This window comes from Arthrobacter sp. Hor0625 (assembly GCF_052567525.1).
Genome location: NZ_CP199586.1, coordinates 2,259,610 through 2,275,327, shown reverse-complemented (window position 1 = coordinate 2,275,327; position 15,718 = coordinate 2,259,610). Strand labels below are relative to the sequence as shown.

Annotated in this window: 16 protein-coding genes; 7 read left to right on the top strand and 9 right to left on the bottom strand. The window is 68.1% G+C overall.

The genetic code is table 11. The annotated features are described in order from the left end of the window. Nucleotides 1-61: 61 nt before the first annotated feature. The 3 genes from ACTWLI_RS10535 (at nucleotide 62) to ACTWLI_RS10525 (ending at nucleotide 2,526) form a co-directional block, all read left to right on the top strand. Complete coding sequence (locus tag ACTWLI_RS10535) at nucleotides 62-943, top strand: glutamate ABC transporter substrate-binding protein (protein ID WP_445153817.1); 882 nt, start codon at nucleotides 62-64, stop codon at nucleotides 941-943. A gap of 99 nt (nucleotides 944-1,042) precedes the next feature. Beyond that, complete coding sequence (locus ACTWLI_RS10530; RefSeq protein WP_445153816.1) at nucleotides 1,043-1,693, top strand: amino acid ABC transporter permease; 651 nt, start codon at nucleotides 1,043-1,045, stop codon at nucleotides 1,691-1,693. Further along, nucleotides 1,690-2,526 (top strand): amino acid ABC transporter permease, encoded by an 837-nt coding sequence (locus ACTWLI_RS10525; RefSeq protein WP_445153815.1) that lies wholly within the window; start codon nucleotides 1,690-1,692, stop codon nucleotides 2,524-2,526. The genes ACTWLI_RS10530 and ACTWLI_RS10525 overlap by 4 nt, the downstream gene beginning before the upstream one ends. A gap of 93 nt (nucleotides 2,527-2,619) precedes the next feature. Here the strand turns inward: ACTWLI_RS10525 and dapE are convergent, their stop codons facing one another. Further along, nucleotides 2,620-3,744 (bottom strand): succinyl-diaminopimelate desuccinylase, encoded by a 1,125-nt coding sequence (dapE, locus tag ACTWLI_RS10520; protein ID WP_445153814.1) that lies wholly within the window; start codon nucleotides 3,742-3,744, stop codon nucleotides 2,620-2,622. A gap of 69 nt (nucleotides 3,745-3,813) precedes the next feature. Between dapE and dapD the strand changes: the two genes are divergently transcribed. Together dapD and ACTWLI_RS10510 are read left to right on the top strand one after the other, a co-directional pair. Beyond that, complete coding sequence (dapD, locus tag ACTWLI_RS10515; RefSeq protein ID WP_445153813.1) at nucleotides 3,814-4,824, top strand: 2,3,4,5-tetrahydropyridine-2,6-dicarboxylate N-succinyltransferase; 1,011 nt, start codon at nucleotides 3,814-3,816, stop codon at nucleotides 4,822-4,824. Between the two features lie 65 nt (nucleotides 4,825-4,889). Next, nucleotides 4,890-5,741: a hypothetical protein gene (locus ACTWLI_RS10510; RefSeq protein ID WP_445153812.1), complete on the top strand. Its 852-nt coding sequence runs from the start codon at nucleotides 4,890-4,892 to the stop codon at nucleotides 5,739-5,741. 27 nt (nucleotides 5,742-5,768) lie between these two features. Here the strand turns inward: ACTWLI_RS10510 and ACTWLI_RS10505 are convergent, their stop codons facing one another. The 5 genes from ACTWLI_RS10505 to fdxA all read right to left on the bottom strand — a co-directional run bounded on the left by ACTWLI_RS10505 (nucleotide 5,769) and on the right by fdxA (nucleotide 10,256). Then, complete coding sequence (locus ACTWLI_RS10505; protein ID WP_445153811.1) at nucleotides 5,769-6,380, bottom strand: hypothetical protein; 612 nt, start codon at nucleotides 6,378-6,380, stop codon at nucleotides 5,769-5,771. A gap of 72 nt (nucleotides 6,381-6,452) precedes the next feature. After that, nucleotides 6,453-7,079, bottom strand: a complete 627-nt coding sequence (locus ACTWLI_RS10500; RefSeq protein WP_445153810.1) for a TetR/AcrR family transcriptional regulator — start codon at nucleotides 7,077-7,079, stop codon at nucleotides 6,453-6,455. A 173-nt stretch (nucleotides 7,080-7,252) separates the two neighbouring features. After that, nucleotides 7,253-8,536 (bottom strand): citrate synthase, encoded by a 1,284-nt coding sequence (locus ACTWLI_RS10495; RefSeq protein ID WP_056737940.1) that lies wholly within the window; start codon nucleotides 8,534-8,536, stop codon nucleotides 7,253-7,255. A gap of 232 nt (nucleotides 8,537-8,768) precedes the next feature. After that, the gene (gene dapC / locus ACTWLI_RS10490; protein ID WP_445153809.1) at nucleotides 8,769-9,917 is read right to left on the bottom strand and encodes a succinyldiaminopimelate transaminase; all 1,149 of its coding nucleotides are present in this window, start codon (nucleotides 9,915-9,917) and stop codon (nucleotides 8,769-8,771) included. Nucleotides 9,918-9,929: 12 nt separating this feature from the next. Further along, the gene (gene fdxA / locus ACTWLI_RS10485; RefSeq protein ID WP_290255783.1) at nucleotides 9,930-10,256 is read right to left on the bottom strand and encodes a ferredoxin; all 327 of its coding nucleotides are present in this window, start codon (nucleotides 10,254-10,256) and stop codon (nucleotides 9,930-9,932) included. Between the two features lie 223 nt (nucleotides 10,257-10,479). Here fdxA and ACTWLI_RS10480 point away from each other — a divergent pair, with 223 nt between their 5' ends. Continuing rightward, nucleotides 10,480-10,734, top strand: coding sequence for a putative acetyltransferase (locus tag ACTWLI_RS10480; protein ID WP_445153808.1), 255 nt, complete (start codon nucleotides 10,480-10,482; stop codon nucleotides 10,732-10,734). A gap of 345 nt (nucleotides 10,735-11,079) precedes the next feature. Here the strand turns inward: ACTWLI_RS10480 and ACTWLI_RS10475 are convergent, their stop codons facing one another. From ACTWLI_RS10475 to typA, 3 genes are all read right to left on the bottom strand, one after another. Further along, a complete protein-coding gene (locus ACTWLI_RS10475; RefSeq protein WP_445153807.1) occupies nucleotides 11,080-11,889 on the bottom strand; it encodes a type IV toxin-antitoxin system AbiEi family antitoxin domain-containing protein in 810 nt (269 codons plus the stop codon). Between the two features lie 295 nt (nucleotides 11,890-12,184). Then, the gene (locus tag ACTWLI_RS10470; protein ID WP_445153806.1) at nucleotides 12,185-12,556 is read right to left on the bottom strand and encodes a hypothetical protein; all 372 of its coding nucleotides are present in this window, start codon (nucleotides 12,554-12,556) and stop codon (nucleotides 12,185-12,187) included. A 27-nt stretch (nucleotides 12,557-12,583) separates the two neighbouring features. Next, entirely contained in the window at nucleotides 12,584-14,512 is a 1,929-nt protein-coding gene (gene typA, locus ACTWLI_RS10465) for a translational GTPase TypA (protein ID WP_445153805.1), read from the bottom strand. A gap of 269 nt (nucleotides 14,513-14,781) precedes the next feature. Here typA and ACTWLI_RS10460 point away from each other — a divergent pair, with 269 nt between their 5' ends. Next, on the top strand, nucleotides 14,782-15,615 hold the full coding sequence (locus ACTWLI_RS10460) for an SGNH/GDSL hydrolase family protein (RefSeq protein ID WP_445153804.1): 834 nt from the start codon (nucleotides 14,782-14,784) through the stop codon (nucleotides 15,613-15,615). Nucleotides 15,616-15,718 lie beyond the last annotated feature (103 nt).

Genomic DNA, 15,718 nt, shown 5'->3' with positions numbered 1-15,718 from the left:
GATTTTCCGTAGAGTTCGCACCCAGGCTGCCGTGAGGCAGCCGACCAATGAAAGGAATGTCATGAAGGCATTTTTGACCCGAAGGAAATCCCTTCTGGTTGCCGCATCGGCAGCTTTGGCCCTGAGCCTGAGCGCGTGCGGCGGCAGCTCCTCCACTTCCAACCCGCCGGTCGCCGAGAAGCCGAGCTTTGCCGCCGACAGCACCATGGCAAAGCTTTCCTCCGCCGGCAAGATCGCCATCGGCACCAAGTTCGACCAGCCGCTGTTCGGCCAGAAGGGCCTCGACGGCAAGCCGGTCGGTTTCGACGTCGAAATCGGCAAGCTGCTCGCCGCTAAGCTGGGCATCCCCGCCGACAAGATCGAGTGGGTTGAGACGGTTTCCGCTAACCGTGAGCAGTTCATCGAGCAGGGCAAGGTCGACCTGATCGTCGCCACCTACACGATCAACGACAAGCGCAAGACCCGTGTCGATTTCGCTGGCCCGTACTACGAGGCCGGCCAGGCACTGATGGTGAACAAGGACAACTCCTCGATCACCAAGCCCGAGGATGTCAAAGGCAAGAAGGTCTGCTCTGTGACCGGTTCCACCCCCGCGTCGACCATTGTCGAGAAGTACGGGGCCGTCCTGGTCCCGGCCGCGACTTACTCCGCCTGCCTGGAGCCGCTGCGCAACAAGCAGGTTGAAGCCGTTACCACCGACAATGTCATCCTCGCCGGCTTCGTCAACAAGGAGCCGGATGCCTTCAAGCTCGCCTCCGACGAGACCTTCACCAAGGAGCCCTACGGCATCGGCCTGAAGAAGGACGACAAGGTCTTCCGCAGCTGGATCAACGACCAGCTGGAAGCCTTCGACAAGGACGGTTCCTACAAGAAGGCCTGGGAGGCCACTGCCGGCGCCGTCATCAAGACGGCCCCGAAGCTTCCCGCCATCGACCGCTACTAAAACAGGCACGGCGGCCGCCGGCACCCGCGACTTCTGCGGGCCGGCGGCCGCCACTGCCCTGTCCTTGCTTGATCCCCCTCAACGCAGCTGAAGGAACCTATGGACGTCATCATTGAAAGCCTGTCCCAGTACTGGGACGGCTTTCTCAGAACCCTCTTCCTGGCCGTGGTCTCGGGAATCATTGCCTTGGTTGTCGGCACGTTGCTCGCGGCGGCCCGGGTCTCCCCCATCGCGGCGCTGCGCGGCTTCAGCATGGCCTACGTGGAGGTCATCCGGAATACCCCGCTGACCATCGCGTTCTTCTTCGCCGCCGTCGTGCTGCCCCGCCTGGGTGTCACCTTCGAGCAGTTTGAAGTCGCGGCCATCATCGCCCTGAGCGCTTACACCGCGGCGTTCATCGCCGAGGCGGTCCGCTCCGGCGTCAACAGCGTTCCGGTCGGCCAGGCCGAGGCCGCCCGGAGCATCGGCATGAAGTTTGGCCAGGTGCTCTCCCTGATCATCCTGCCGCAGGCCCTGCGGACGGTGATCCCGCCGCTGATCAATATCCTGATCGCCCTGGTCAAGAACTCCTCCGTGGCCGGCGCCTTCTACGTCCTGGAACTCTTCGGCTACGGCAAGCAGCTGGCCAACGACCACGGCGACGCCGTCATGTGGGTGCTGGTCGGCGTCGCGTTCTTCTACCTGCTGATTACCGTCCCGCTTGGCTACCTGGCCAACGTGGTTGAACGAAAGGTGGCGATCGCACGATGAGCTCAGTTCTCTACGACGTCCCGGGTCCCAAGGCCCGCCGTGTGTCCCTGATCGGTTCGGTCATCGGCATCATCCTGATCGCCGCCGTCGTCGTCGTCGCCGTGATGACCCTCGCCCAGCAGGGCATTTTCGAAAGCCAGCGCTGGGCGATTTTCGGCCAGGCGGACGTGTGGACCCTGATCGCCAACGGCATCGGCGCCACGCTCAGCGCGGCCGCGGTGGCCGCCGTCATCGCCTTCCCGCTGGGCCTGCTGCTGTGCCTGATGCGGATCTCCGACGTCGCTTGGATCCGGGTACCGACCCGGATCGTGCTGGAATTCCTGCGCGGCATGCCGGTAGTCCTGATGATGCTGTTCGTGCTGCTCGTCTTCGCCACCAGCTCCTTCATCGCCGTCGTGGCGGGCCTGGTCCTGTACAACGCGGCGATCTTCGCAGAGATCGTCCGCGCCGGCATCCAGTCCCTGCCCAAGGGCCAGCGGGAAGCCGGCCTGGCGATCGGCCTGACCAGCTTCCAGTCGCGGCTGACCATTGAGCTGCCGCAGGCCATCCGCCGGATGCTCCCCTCCCTGGTGGCGCAGCTGGTGGTGCTCCTGAAGGACACCTCGCTGGGCTACATCGTGGCGTACGGCGAGCTACTGCGCGCGGTGCAGGTGATGGCGGACTTCCTCGGCCCGCAGTACCTCTTCCCGGTGTTCTTCGTGGCCGCGGCCATCTACATCGCCATCAACCTGGCGGTCTCCCGCCTGGCGATCTGGATCGAGAAGCGGGGCTCCAAGAAGGCCGCCGGGGGCACGGCGCACGTTCCGGCCGCCGGGACCGCCCCGCCCAAGTAGGCCGGTCCCGCCCCCTGGACACAAGGAAAGGTCCGGAACCCCGCAGGGTTCCGGACCTTTCTCTTTAACGTCGAGCCCAGGTTCCAAGCGGTGCTAGACGCCCAGCCAGGTGCGCAGCGCGCGCAGGCAGTCGCGGACCGCGTCGGCGTCGACGTGCTCGTCGTCCTTGTGCGCCAGCAGGGCGTCCCCGGGGCCGAAGTTCACGGCGGGGACGCCGAGTTCGCTGAAGCGGGCGACGTCGGTCCAGCCGTATTTGGGCTTCGGTTCGGCGCCGACGGCCGCAACAAAGGACGCGGCGGCCGGGTGGTTCAGGCCCGGGCGGGCGCCGTTGGCCCCGTCGGTCCGGACCAGGTCGAAGCCCTCCAGGAGGGCCCGGACGTGCGCCTCGGCCTGTTCCATGGACTTGTCCGGGGCGAAGCGGTAGTTGATCTCCACGACGCAGCGGTCCGGGATGACGTTGCCGGCGGTCCCGCCGTGGACGCGCACCGCATTGAGGCTTTCCCGGTAGTCCAGCCCGTCAACGGTCACGGTCTGCGGCTCGTAGGCGGCCAGCCGGGCCAGGATTGGCGCCGCGGCGTGGATGGCGTTGCTGCCCATCCAGGCCCGCGCCGAGTGCGCGGCTTCGCCGAGGGTGGTCGCCTCGAAGCGGATCGTGCCGTTGCAGCCGCCCTCGACCGTTCCGTGGGTGGGTTCGAGCAGGATCGCGAAATCGCCCTCGAGCAGGTCGCCGTGGTTGCGGACCAGCCTGCCCAGCCCGCTCTTGACCCCCTCGACCTCCTCGTGGTCGTAGAAGACGAAGGTGACATCCTTGTCCGGCTCCGCGCCGCCGTCGAACAGTCCCGCCGCGAGCGCCAGCTGCACGGCAACGCCGCCCTTCATGTCGGTGGCGCCGCGGCCGTACAGGATGCCTTCCCCCGGCGCTCCGGAGGGCCAGTAGGAGGGCACGGTGCCCAGCGCGCCGTCGGTGGTGGGCAGCGGGACGGTGTCCAGGTGTCCGGCGAGGATCACGCGTTCGTCCCGGCCGAGGCTGGTGCGGGCGACGATGGCGTCGCCGTCGCGGGTCAGCTCAAGCTGCGGGATGCCGCGGAGGGCGCGCTCGACGGCGTCGGCCAGCCGGCCTTCCTCCCCCGAGACGCTGAAAATGTCGATGATGTCCGCGGTCAGCAGGGCAACGTCCTGGCGCAGGTCCAGGCGGGCGGGGGCAGGGTGCTCAGTCACCGTTCCACTCTAGCCGCCCTCCCCCGTCACCGTTTTCGGGGGCGCCGGGGCCGTCGATAGACTTGTCGCATGACTGAAACCGCTGCTGCCGCTGTGCCCTCCGACGCCCGTTCCGCCTACGGCTACGGGATCGCGACGATCGCCACCCGCAACGCCGACGCCACCGTGCTGGACGTCTGGTTCCCGGCTCCGGCCCTGGGCACCGCCGCGGAGCAGCTCCGCGACGTCGCCAACGCCGACCAGGCGCTGCTGGACATCGCCGAGCAGGGCGACGACGCCGACCGCGGCACCGAGCAGAAGGTCGTCTTCGTCCAGGTCAACCTCGACGAGGCCCCGGCCGACACCGCCGACGCGTACCTGCGCCTGCACCTGCTTTCCCACCGCCTGGTCCAGCCCAATACCATCAACCTCGACGGGATCTTCGGCAAGCTGCCCAACGTGGTGTGGACCAACTTCGGCCCGGCCCCCGTCGACGGCTTCGAGCTGACCCGTGCGCGGCTGCGCAAGCGCGGCGCGGTCACCGTCTACGGCGTGGACAAGTTCCCGCGGATGGTCGACTACGTCATCCCCTCCGGTGTCCGGATCGCCGACGCCGACCGGGTCCGGCTCGGCGCGCACCTGGCCGAGGGCACCACCGTCATGCACGAGGGCTTCGTGAACTTCAACGCTGGCACGCTCGGCACCTCCATGGTCGAAGGCCGCATCTCCGCCGGCGTGGTGGCCGGCGACGGCACCGACGTCGGCGGCGGTGCCTCGATCATGGGCACTCTCTCCGGCGGCGGCAAGGAAAAGATCGCACTCGGCGAGCGGGTCCTGCTCGGCGCCAACTCCGGCGTGGGCATCAGCATCGGCGACGACTCGGTCGTCGAGGCAGGGCTCTACGTCACGGCCGGCACCCGGGTGCGGGTGGCCGGGCCCAAGGACGCCGACGGCGAGGACACCAGCCGGATCGTGAAGGCCGTGGAACTCTCCGGCGTTCCCAACCTGCTGTTCCGCCGCAACTCCTCCACCGGCGAAGTTGAGGTGCTCCCCCGCGCCGGGCAGACCGTGGAACTCAATGAGGCCCTGCACGCCAACTAGCTGCCGGCCGGCCACCGGCCGGCGCAGGACTGGACCGGCCCCGCGGGGCCTGAGGGAGTAGTTACGTGGCACGCAAAGGTGGCTGGCGCCGTCGGACGGTGCTGTTGCTGGTGCTGGTCATGGTGGCCGGCGCCATCTATACGGCCGTGGGGTTCCTGCAGCGCTCCGAGACGCTGATCACCGAGCGCTGCACCGCAGCGGGGGCCGGCGGCGAGGACCTCGCGACCGACCAGGCCGCCAACGCCGCCCTGATCAGCGCCGTCGCGGTCCGGCGCGGGCTGCCGGCGCGCGCGGCCAGCATCGCCCTGGCCACGGCCATGCAGGAGTCGAAACTGCGCAACATCGGCCACGGGGACCAGGCCGGTCCGGATTCCCGCGGGCTGTTCCAGCAGCGGCCGTCCCAGGGCTGGGGCACCGAGGAACAGGTGATGGACCCGTACCACGCGACCAACGCGTTTTACGATGCGCTGGTCAAGGTGCCCGGGTACGAATCGATGCCCATCACCCAGGCAGCGCAGCGGGTGCAGCGCTCCGCCTACCCCGGTGCGTACGCCCAGCACGAACCGATGGCACGGGCATTCGCCTCCGCCCTCACCGGCTTCACGCCGCAGGGGCTGGATTGCTCCCTGCGCAAGTCCGACGCCGCCGGCGACCCGGCCGAGGTCCGGGACCGGCTGGCGGCCGACTTCGGGGTCGCCGCCGCGGCGTCCGGCCGCACGGTGACAGTCGCGGCCGAAGGCAACCGTGCCTGGGCGGTCGCGCAGTGGGCCGTGGCCAATGCCAAGCCGCTCGCCATCGCTGACGTCCGGGTGGACGGCCAGGCTTGGTCGAGGTCGGCCCGCAACGGCTGGCAGGCCGCGGAAGGAACCGCCGGCGGCCAGGTCACGATCACCCTCGCGGAGGCGCCGGCAGGCTAGCCGGTGCCGGCCGACCCGGCGGCGGGCTCAGACCAGCAGGTCGACGACCGGCTGGACGTAGCTGCGGAACAGCTCGGGTTCGGAGAGCAGGGCCGAGCTCATGATGATCTTGTCCGGTTCCAGGTACCAGGCCCGCGGTTCGGCGAGCGGGAGCTCGATGATGGTCAGTTCGAAATCCCGGGCGGCGCGGCCCACTTCGAGCAACCGGTCATCCACCATGTCGGCGAGCAGCTGGGTGGCGCCGCTGGCGTCCCGCTCCGCTTCGAGCGCGAGGTACTCGCCGCGGCGCTCCCGCGCCCAGCTAAGCGCCGCGCCGAAGTGTGCCTGCAGCACCCGCCGCAGGGCCGGGGAGTTGCCGAAAGCCCGGAAACCCGGCGGCCCGAGCTCCGGCTCCATCTCGGGGTGGGCCTTGAGCAGCTGGGCCCACCAGGCTTCCCACTCCGTCTTCAACGCCGGCATCCCGCCGACTTCGTTGATCAGGTGCGTGTGGTCGGAGGGCCGGATCTTCGGGGCCACATGGCAGAGCGCCGGGTGGCCCGCGGTATCCAGGCCGGCGGCGTCTCGAACATACAGCGCTATGAGCATAGGGCCGGAGGTGTCCATGGTGATTCGCCAGCCGGGACCGCCTGTGTGGTGCATCCGATTTGCCTCCCTTGGCAGCACGTACTTTTCCAGTCTATTCCTGATGTCCCCGCGCGGTAATGGCGGCGGTCAACGGCCTGTGCCCGGACCGCCCAGGCTCGCCAGGTGGGCGTCCAGGACGTCGTGGCACATCTGCGCGGTCATCCATTCCGGCTGCAGCAGGGCGTGCATCGTCAGGCCGTCGAGGGTGGCGAGGAGCCGCTCGGCCTCGGTGACCAGCCGCTGGTGGTCCGGGTCGCCGGCGCCGCCGGCCAGGTCGATCATCAGGCGTCCGACGACGGCGGCAACCGTGCGGTGGCTGCGGTCCGCCTCCGGGGCGAGGAACGGGCGGGTCCGTGCTGCGTTCTTGAAGGCCATCCAGACGCAGGCGTCGACGGCCCGCTCCTCGTCCAGCGGGAGCAGTTCCTTCAGCAGCTCCAGCACCGCGGCCCGGTGTTCGGCCGAGCCGGGGGATCCCGGCAGGCGGGCTTCGGCGGCGTCGAGCCGGCCGGCAATGCGGTCCACAACCGCGCCGAAGGAATGGGCCAGGAGCTCATCGCTGCTGGCGAAGTAGTGCCGCACTGAGCCCACAGCGAGATTGGCTTCGTCAGCCACTTCGCGCAGGGACGCCCGTTCCAGGCCGTCGGCGGCGACAATTCGGAAGACGGCGTCCACTACTTCCTGGCGCCGCAAAGCGGCGTCGACAAATTTGGGCATTGGTCTTTTTTAGCACGGATGGGCCGTTGACCGGCGTCCCCACGCCGGTCACACCTGTAACTCCCGTATCACGGCAGGATCGGTAGCCGGCAGGGTGGGCTGCGCCCTTAAACGCCGGCGCCGGCCGCGCGCCTGGTGGGTGAGGTGCGCGGCCGGCGTCGTGTATCCGGAGCTTAGACCGTCGGGTACTGCCGTTCCGGCTCACCCGTGTAGAGCTGCCGCGGGCGGCCGATCTTGGTGTTCGGGTCACTGATCATTTCACGCCACTGCGCGATCCAGCCCGGCAGGCGGCCGATCGCGAAGAGGACGGTGAACATCTTCTCCGGGAAGCCCATGGCCTTGTAGATCAGGCCGGTGTAGAAGTCCACGTTCGGGTAGAGCTTGCGCTCGATGAAGTAGTCATCCTGCAGCGCCTTCTCTTCGAGGCGGAGGGCGATGTCCAGCAGTTCGTCGTTGCCGCCGAGCTTGCTGAGGATCTCGTGGGCGGTGGCCTTGACGATCTTGGCGCGCGGGTCGTAGTTCTTGTAGACCCGGTGCCCGAAGCCCATGAGGCGGACGCCGTCTTCCTTGTTCTTGACCTTCTCCATGTAGTCCTCGGGCTTGATGCCGTCGGCCTGGATCTGGCGGAGCATCTTGAGCACGGCCTCGTTGGCGCCGCCGTGGGCGGGGCCGAAGAGGGCGTTGATGCCGGCCGAGACGGAGGCGAAGAGGTTGGCGTTGGAGGATCCGACCAGCCGGACCGTCGAGGTGGAGCAGTTCTGCTCGTGGTCGGCGTGCAGGATCAGGAGCAGGTCCAGGGCCTTGGCGACGACCGGGTCCACCTCGTACTGCTCGGCGGGCAGGCCGAAGCTCAGGCGCAGGAAGTTCTCGACGAGGTTGTGCGAGTTGTCCGGGTACAGCATCGGCTGGCCGACGGACTTTTTCAGGGCGTATGCGGCAATGACCGGCATCTTGGCCAGCAGGCGGTAGGTCGAGACCTCGACCTGCTCGGCGTTGAAGGGGTCCAGCGAATCCTGGTAGAAGGTCGAGAGCGCGGACACGGCCGAGGACAGGACCGGCATCGGGTGGGCGTCGCGCGGGAAGCCGCTGAAGAAGCCCTTGAGCTCCTCGTGCAGCAGGGTGTGGTGGCGGATCCGCTGATCGAAGGCCTCAAGCTCCGCCGGCGTCGGCAGGTTGCCGTAGATCAGCAGGTAGGACACTTCGAGGAAGCTGGAGTGCTGGGCGAGCTGCTCGATCGGGTATCCGCGGTAGCGCAGGATGCCGGCGTCGCCGTCGATGTAGGTGATGGCGGAGGTGGTGGCCGCGGTGTTCATGAACCCGGGGTCAAAGGCAACGGCGCCGGTCTGCTTCAGCAGCTTGGAAACGTCGTAGCCCTCGTTTCCCTCAACAACCTTGATGCGGGGCAGCTCGAGCTCGCCGCCCGCGTGACGCAGGGTTGCGCTGGTGGTCTCAGTCATGGATTCTCCTCATGAGGCATCTGGGCCCCTTGTTGAAAGCTTGATCCAACATCTGGTGAAGCCGCCCACGGAACCTGCATCTGGACACGGATTCCAACGGCCGCGCTGCCTTCTTGTGGAAAGCCACCATTGATAGTCAGTTAAAAACTACCGGCAGTTCGCGGGTGGCACTAATCCGATGCGGCCCAAAGGCCCTCAAACCGGGCATCTTGTGGCCCGCATCACAGCATTGTTACGGTCCCGTAGCCAAGCGTTCGACGGCGGCGTCGATCCGCTCGTCGGCGGCTGTCAGCGCCACCCGGATGAAGCCGTTCCCGGCGTCGCCGTAGAACACGCCGGGACCGACGACGATGCCCCGGTCCGCGAGCCTGCCCACGGTCTCCCAGGTGTCTTCGCCGGCGGTGGACCAGAGGTAGAGCCCGGCACGGGACTCATGGATGGCCAGGCCGAAGCGCTTGAGGGCTGGCAGGATCCGCTCCCGGCGGCCCCGGTACAGGTCCTTCTGCGCCTGGACGTGGCCGTCGTCGCCGAGGGCCACCCGCATGGCTTCCTGCACGGGGAAGGGAACGATCATGCCCGCATGCTTGCGACTGTTGACGAGGTTGGCCATGAGCGCGCCATCCCCGGCCACGAAGGCGGCGCGGTAGCCGGCCAAGTTGGACTGCTTGCTCAGCGAGTACACCGCCAGGAGGCCGTCATGCGAGCCGCCGCAGACGCGCGGATCCAGGATGCTGGGAACGGGCTCCCCGCCGCGCTGGACATCCCATTCGCCCCAGCCAAGCTCGGCGTAGCACTCGTCGGAGGCCACGACGGCGCCGACTTCCCGCGCCTGCGCGACGAGCCTCGTCAGGGACGCCGCGTCGCGGACGCTGCCGGTGGGATTGCCCGGGGAGTTAACCCAGATGAGCCGGACCCGGGCGCGGGTGCCGGCGTCGAGTTCGTCCAGGTCATCCGCTGCCACGTGCTCGGCCCCCGCGAAGGTGGCCCCGATGTCGTAGGTGGGGTACGCCACCGTTGGCCGCACGACGACGTCGCCGGCCTTGAGGCCGAGCAGGAACGGCAGCCAGGCCACGAGCTCCTTGGACCCCACGGTGGGCATGACATGGTCCGGGTTCAAGCCGGGGACGCCGCGGCGCCGCTCGAACCAGTCCGCGATGGCCTCGCGGAGCGCCGGCGTGCCGTGCACTGTCGGGTAGCCCGGAGCGTTGGCCGCGGCGCGGAGCGCCTCCTGAACCAGGGCTGGCGTGTCGTCGACGGGGGTACCGATCGAGAGGTTCACGACGCCGCCGGGGTGTTCCGCCGCGCGGGCCAGGTACGGGGCCATGGCTTCCCACGGGTAGTCGGGCAGGCTGAGGCCGAAGCTGCGCACGGCAGAGGTCACCGGGGCGCCGTCCTAGTGGTCCTGGTTTTGCGGCGGCAGGGCCGCGATCATGGGGTGGTCCGTGTGCGTGTTGCCGATCTTCGCGGCGCCGCCGGGCGAGCCGAGCACGTCGAAGAACTCAACGTTGGCTTTGTAATAGTCCGCCCATTCCTCCGGGGTGTCATCCTCGTAGTAGATGGCCTCGACGGGGCACACCGGCTCGCAGGCGCCGCAGTCCACGCACTCGTCCGGGTGGATGTACAGGGAGCGCTCGCCCTCGTAGATGCAGTCGACCGGGCACTCTTCAATACATGCCTTGTCCTTGACATCAACACACGGCTGCGCGATTACGTACGTCACGTCCCTGGCCTCTCCACGTTGGGTCCGGCGTCCGGCCGGATCGTGCCCGGCCTGAGCGCCGGGCTGCTGACTTCCGAGCCTATTATCTCCCAGCCTGCGTCCGCGAACCTAGCCGGGCGTCACAGGGGTCCGCAAGGGTTAGTCAGCGGGACGCTCTGGCGGTCTGTCGGGCGGACGATTGGCCGGACCTTCCGGGGACCTTCTGCGGACCTAGGATGGAGGGGTGAATGCCTCAATGCCGCCGCCCCAGGCGTTCCTCGCTGCCGCAGGCCTGGGCACCCGGGTGGTCGTCCGGTACCGCATCGAGGGCGGCATGACGGACGCCCTCGGTGAGCTGGTGGGCCGCACCGACACCGACTGCACCATCCGCACCAGGCGGTCCGACGTCGTCGTGCCGCTCGCCGTCGTCCTGGCGGCCAAGCCGGTGCCGCCGCCCCCGGCCCGCCGCCGGCCCGGTCCTTCCGCCGCCCTTCCGTAACGACCACTCCCGGCCCCCACTCCCCCGCCGGACATGCCCATCCTTAGCCGCGGCCGCTGGACATAACAGGTAATGCCCATTCCTGGCCCTGTCTGCTGGACATGCTCAGTTCTCGCCCGGCCCGCCACCCGCCGGACATGCCCATCCTTCGCCGCGGCCACTGGGCATAACCGGATATGCCCGGTCCTCGCCACACCGGCCGGACACGCCCTCTCTTAGCCGAAGGCACCGGACACCCCGTTCCCGGCCGCGGCCACTTGGCGTAGCCGGACATGCCCATTCCCGACCGGGTCCGCAGGACATGCCCGTTGCTGGCAAGTCCGGCCGTCCACTGTCTGCCCGGTGTTATGCGGCGGCCGGGAGCCGGCGCAGCGTATCCCGGACGAGGGCCAGGAATTCCTGCGGGCGATATCTGAGCAGCGAGTAGCTCACCACGAGGGTTGGCACGCCCAGCCGGGTGGTCACGTTCCATCGGCGCCGGTCTTCCTCGAAGCTTGTCCGGTCCATGTGAAACTCCGCGCCGTCGGCCTCAATGCCAAGCCGCCCGTCGACCATGAGATCCAGGTGTCCCATGCCGGGAATGTTGACCTGTGACTCGACCAGGTAGCCCGCACGCCGGAGGAGATACCGGGCCATGCACTCGATGATGGACTGTGACCGCGGCACGATCGCAGCTACGAGCCGACGCTCCCGGGCATCGTTTCGCCCGGCCAGACCCCGGCGCAGCTCCGCCAGGGGCAGCCCTTTGAGCACGACAGCGGATTCGGCCACGGCAAGCCCGTCCAGCTCGGGCAGGCAGCGCAGAGACTGTATGACCGTGTCGGCGAGACTGGGCGGCGCGCTGGTCCGGTGGCAGACGAAACCCGGGTAGGCGCGGCTGTGGGTGATGGCGATATGCGGCTGAGCGGGAGCCTGCATCACCCAGAGACCGCTCAGCACCGCCGCCGTCACGCAGGCCGGCTCCGCCGGAAGGGATCGAATGGCGACCAGTTGCGGGTCGGCGCCCGGCGCGGCGTAAACCCCGCGGGCGATACGGGTGACGGCGCCGTCGGCCATCGCGGCCCGCAGCCGGGTCGTGGAGACGCCGGCGGCGGCAAGATGCTTAGCCCGGGCGACGCCGTCGTACTTTGCCATAACCTCGCTCAGTCTGTTCATCCGCTCATGGTGGCGGTCCGGGGTTGCAGGCGCACAGCACCGGACTCCGCTATGTGCAGAACGCTTGCCCGGGGGCCACAACCGGCAGTGGGCATAACCCGGCATGCCGGTCCCGACGGCCACGAGTAAGCATGTCCGTCCCCGGCGGGGCTGCAGGCCGGATGGGCATGTCCGCGGCCGGGGACCAGCGCTGGGCATAACCTGACGTGCCCAGCCCTCACTCCCAGGGATGGGCATGTCCGTCACCGGCGGGTCTGCAGGCCGGATGGACATGTCCGCCACCGGCCCGGGAAGGTCAGGGCCGCCGGTAGCGGCGGCACCAAACGAGCATGCCCACCGTAACGACGGCAATGCCATAGATCCAGAGGTTCCCGGCAAGGTCTCCGATGATGAGCCGCTTGCCCGGCGGGAGCGTCGACCACCACCCAACCAGCGCATAGCAGAGCACGCCGCAGGCCGCCGTCGGGAGCAGGGAACGGAACGCCGCGCCAAGCCAGAGTTCGACGGCGGCGAGCAACAGCAGCGCCGCACCAGCGCCCCACGGCACCTCCACGCCGGCTAGCAGGACGTCCTGGCCGTGCAGGACCGTCCCAGCGAGGGCAGCAAAAAGGGCTGCCGGTACGGCGGCGGCAATGCCGCCTGCCGCACCGGCAGCCCTCCTAGTCACAACTGAACCGGAGTCCGGGGACCGGGATCAGGCCTTCGCGCGGGCGCGGGTGGCCTTGGCCCGCTCGTTCGAGTCCAGGATGACCTTGCGGATGCGGATGTCCTCCGGGGTAACCTCGACGCACTCGTCCTCACGGGCGAACTCGAGGCATTCCTCCAGGGTCAGCTCGCGCGGCGGCGTCAGGTTCTCGAAGGAGTCCGAGGACGCGGCACGCATGTTGGTGAGCTTCTTTTCCTTGGTGATGTTGACGTCCATGTCGTCGGCGCGAGAGTTCTCGCCGACGATCATGCCCTCATACACCTCGGAGGTGGGCTTGACGAAGAAGGAGCCGCGTTCCTGCAGGTTGATCATGGCGAACGGGGTCACCACACCGGCGCGGTCGGCAACCATCGAACCGTTGGTGCGGTACTCGATGGGGCCGGCCCACGGCTCGTAGCCCTCGGAGATGGAGGCAGCAATGCCGGCGCCACGGGTGTCCGTGAGGAACTTGGTGCGGAAACCGATCAGGCCACGGGCCGGAACGATGAACTCCATGCGGCACCAGCCGGTGCCGTGGTTGGCCATGTTGGTCATCCGGCCCTTGCGGGCGGCCATCAGCTGGGTAACCGCGCCGAGGTACTCTTCCGGCACGTCGATGGTCATGTGTTCCATCGGCTCGTGGACCTTGCCGTCGATGGTCTTGGTGACCACCTGCGGCTTGCCCACGGTCAGCTCGAAGCCTTCACGGCGCATCTGCTCCACCAGGATGGCCAGCGCAAGCTCGCCGCGGCCCTGGACTTCCCAGGCGTCCGGACGCTCGGTGGGGAGCACCTTGATGGAGACGTTACCGATCAGTTCCTTGTCCAGGCGGTCCTTGACCTGGCGGGCCGTGACCTTGGCGCCCTTGACCTTGCCGGCCAGCGGCGAGGTGTTGATACCGATGGTCATCGAGATCGCGGGGTCATCCACGGTGATCAGCGGCAGCGGCTGCGGGTTCTCGGCGTCGGTCAGGGTTTCACCGATGGTGATCTCCTCGATGCCGGCGACGGCGACAATTTCACCGGGGCCGGCGGACTCCGCCGGAACGCGCTCGAGGGCCTTGGTGGCGAGCAGCTCGGTGATCTTGACGTTCTTCAGCTCGCCGTTTGCGCGGGCCCAGGCCACAGTCTGGCCCTTGCGCAGGGTGCCGTTGTAGATACGCAGCAGGGCCAGGCGGCCGAGGAACGGGGAGGCGTCGAGGTTGGTGACGTGCGCCTGGAGCACACCCTCCGGGTTGTATGTCGGAGCCGGGATGTGCTCGATGATCGTCTTGAACAGCGGCTCAAGATCCTCGTTCTCCGGAGCGGTGCCGTCGGCGGGCTGCTCCAGGGAGGCGCGGCCGACCTTGGCGGCGGCGTACACGACGGGGACCTCAAGGATCTTGTCCAGATCCAGGTCGGGGACCTCGTCGGCCAGGTCGGAGGCGAGGCCCAGGAGCAGGTCCATGGACTCGTGCACGACCTCTTCGATCCGCGCGTCGGGGCGGTCGGTCTTGTTGACCAGCAGGATCACGGGCAGGTGCGCGGCCAGGGCCTTGCGCAGCACGAAGCGGGTCTGGGGCAGCGGGCCCTCAGAGGCATCGACAAGCAGGACGACGCCGTCGACCATGGACAGGCCGCGCTCGACCTCGCCGCCGAAGTCGGCGTGGCCGGGGGTGTCGATCACGTTGATGGTGATGGTCTCGCCGTTCGAGGACGGACCGTTGTAGGCGACAGTGGTGTTCTTCGCCAGGATGGTGATGCCCTTTTCGCGCTCCAGGTCCCCGGAGTCCATGACGCGGTCTTCTACGTGGTTGTGCTCGGCAAAGGAATGGGTCTGCTTGAGCATGGCGTCGACCAGAGTGGTCTTGCCGTGGTCAACGTGGGCCACGATCGCTACGTTGCGCAGGTCACTGCGCGATGCAGTGGCTACCGCAGTGTTGGTGGAGGTTTCAGACATGCGTTATTGCTCGATTCAGTGGTGAAGTCAGCTGAGGTATCGCGACATTTCCAACCGGAACGCACGACGGACAAGGCCCTTGGCACAGGGCGCCTTCATCCATTCTAGACGCTCGGGCATTTATCGTCCTAAAATCCCGGACCGCCGCTCTCCCGCCCCGTTACCAAATTGGAACGCTGTGACCGCTCCAAGTGACCAAAGTCACTGGCTATAGCCCGGGCGATGCCCCATTATTGCTGAAGTAACTACGAGCACACGGGGAGTCCCACATGCGAAGAGCCCCGAAAGTGGCCTGTGCCATCCCTTCCCTTCTCGCCGCCGCCTTGTTCGTCGGCGGCTGCAGCCCGGCGGCGGAGTCCCGGGCGCCGGAAAGGACTACGGACCGCGTCCAGCACGCGGCCGCCGCCGCTCCCGGTCCCGGCCAGCCGGCCGCCGCCGGTTCGGTACGCCGGAAGACGGTGGTCGACCCGGACAACCTGCCCCCCGGCGCCCTGTACCGGAACCCGTCTAACGGCCGGAATGAAGTCATTGTCGAAGATATCGAGAACACCGCGGTGCTGATCGGAGACTCCCAGTCCGAGCCCGCGGAGAGCTGGCCCCGGCTCGCGCTGGGACGGCTGGGCTACGACGTCTATTTTTGCGGCGGCAGCGGCACCGGGTTCGTCGCCGCCAGCAGTTCCCGCGGCAACTACATCGACGCCTTGGAAAGTGGTGACTGGCAGCTGCCTTACGGAGATCCTCCGGTGGTTCTCATCGAAGGCGGCGGAAACGACGCCACGCGCGGAGCCTCCAACGTCGACATCGCAGAGCATGCTGAGCGGCTGATCGAGGCCGTCGAGGAGCGTTACCCGGAGGCCGACGTCGTGCTGGTGGGCACGCTGGCCCGCGGCGCCCACGCCGGCGGCGGACGCCGGTCGGAAGTGGATTCGTTGCTGGGGTCTGTGGCCAAGGAGTACGGACTGTCGTTCGTCAGTGTGGGTGACTGGCTGACCCGCTACGGGCTGGCGGATCACTTGGCCGATGACCGCCATCTGGATGCGGACGGGCACGAGGCAGCCGCCGTCCTGCTCGAAGAGCGGCTCGCGGACCTCGGGCTGATCTAAGCGGCCTCCCCACCGAACGGCCACCCCGGGTCGGGAATCCGTAGGACAGAAAAGCGGGCCGGCACCCACCCACGTGGATGCCGGCCCGCTTCCGCAGGGGCAG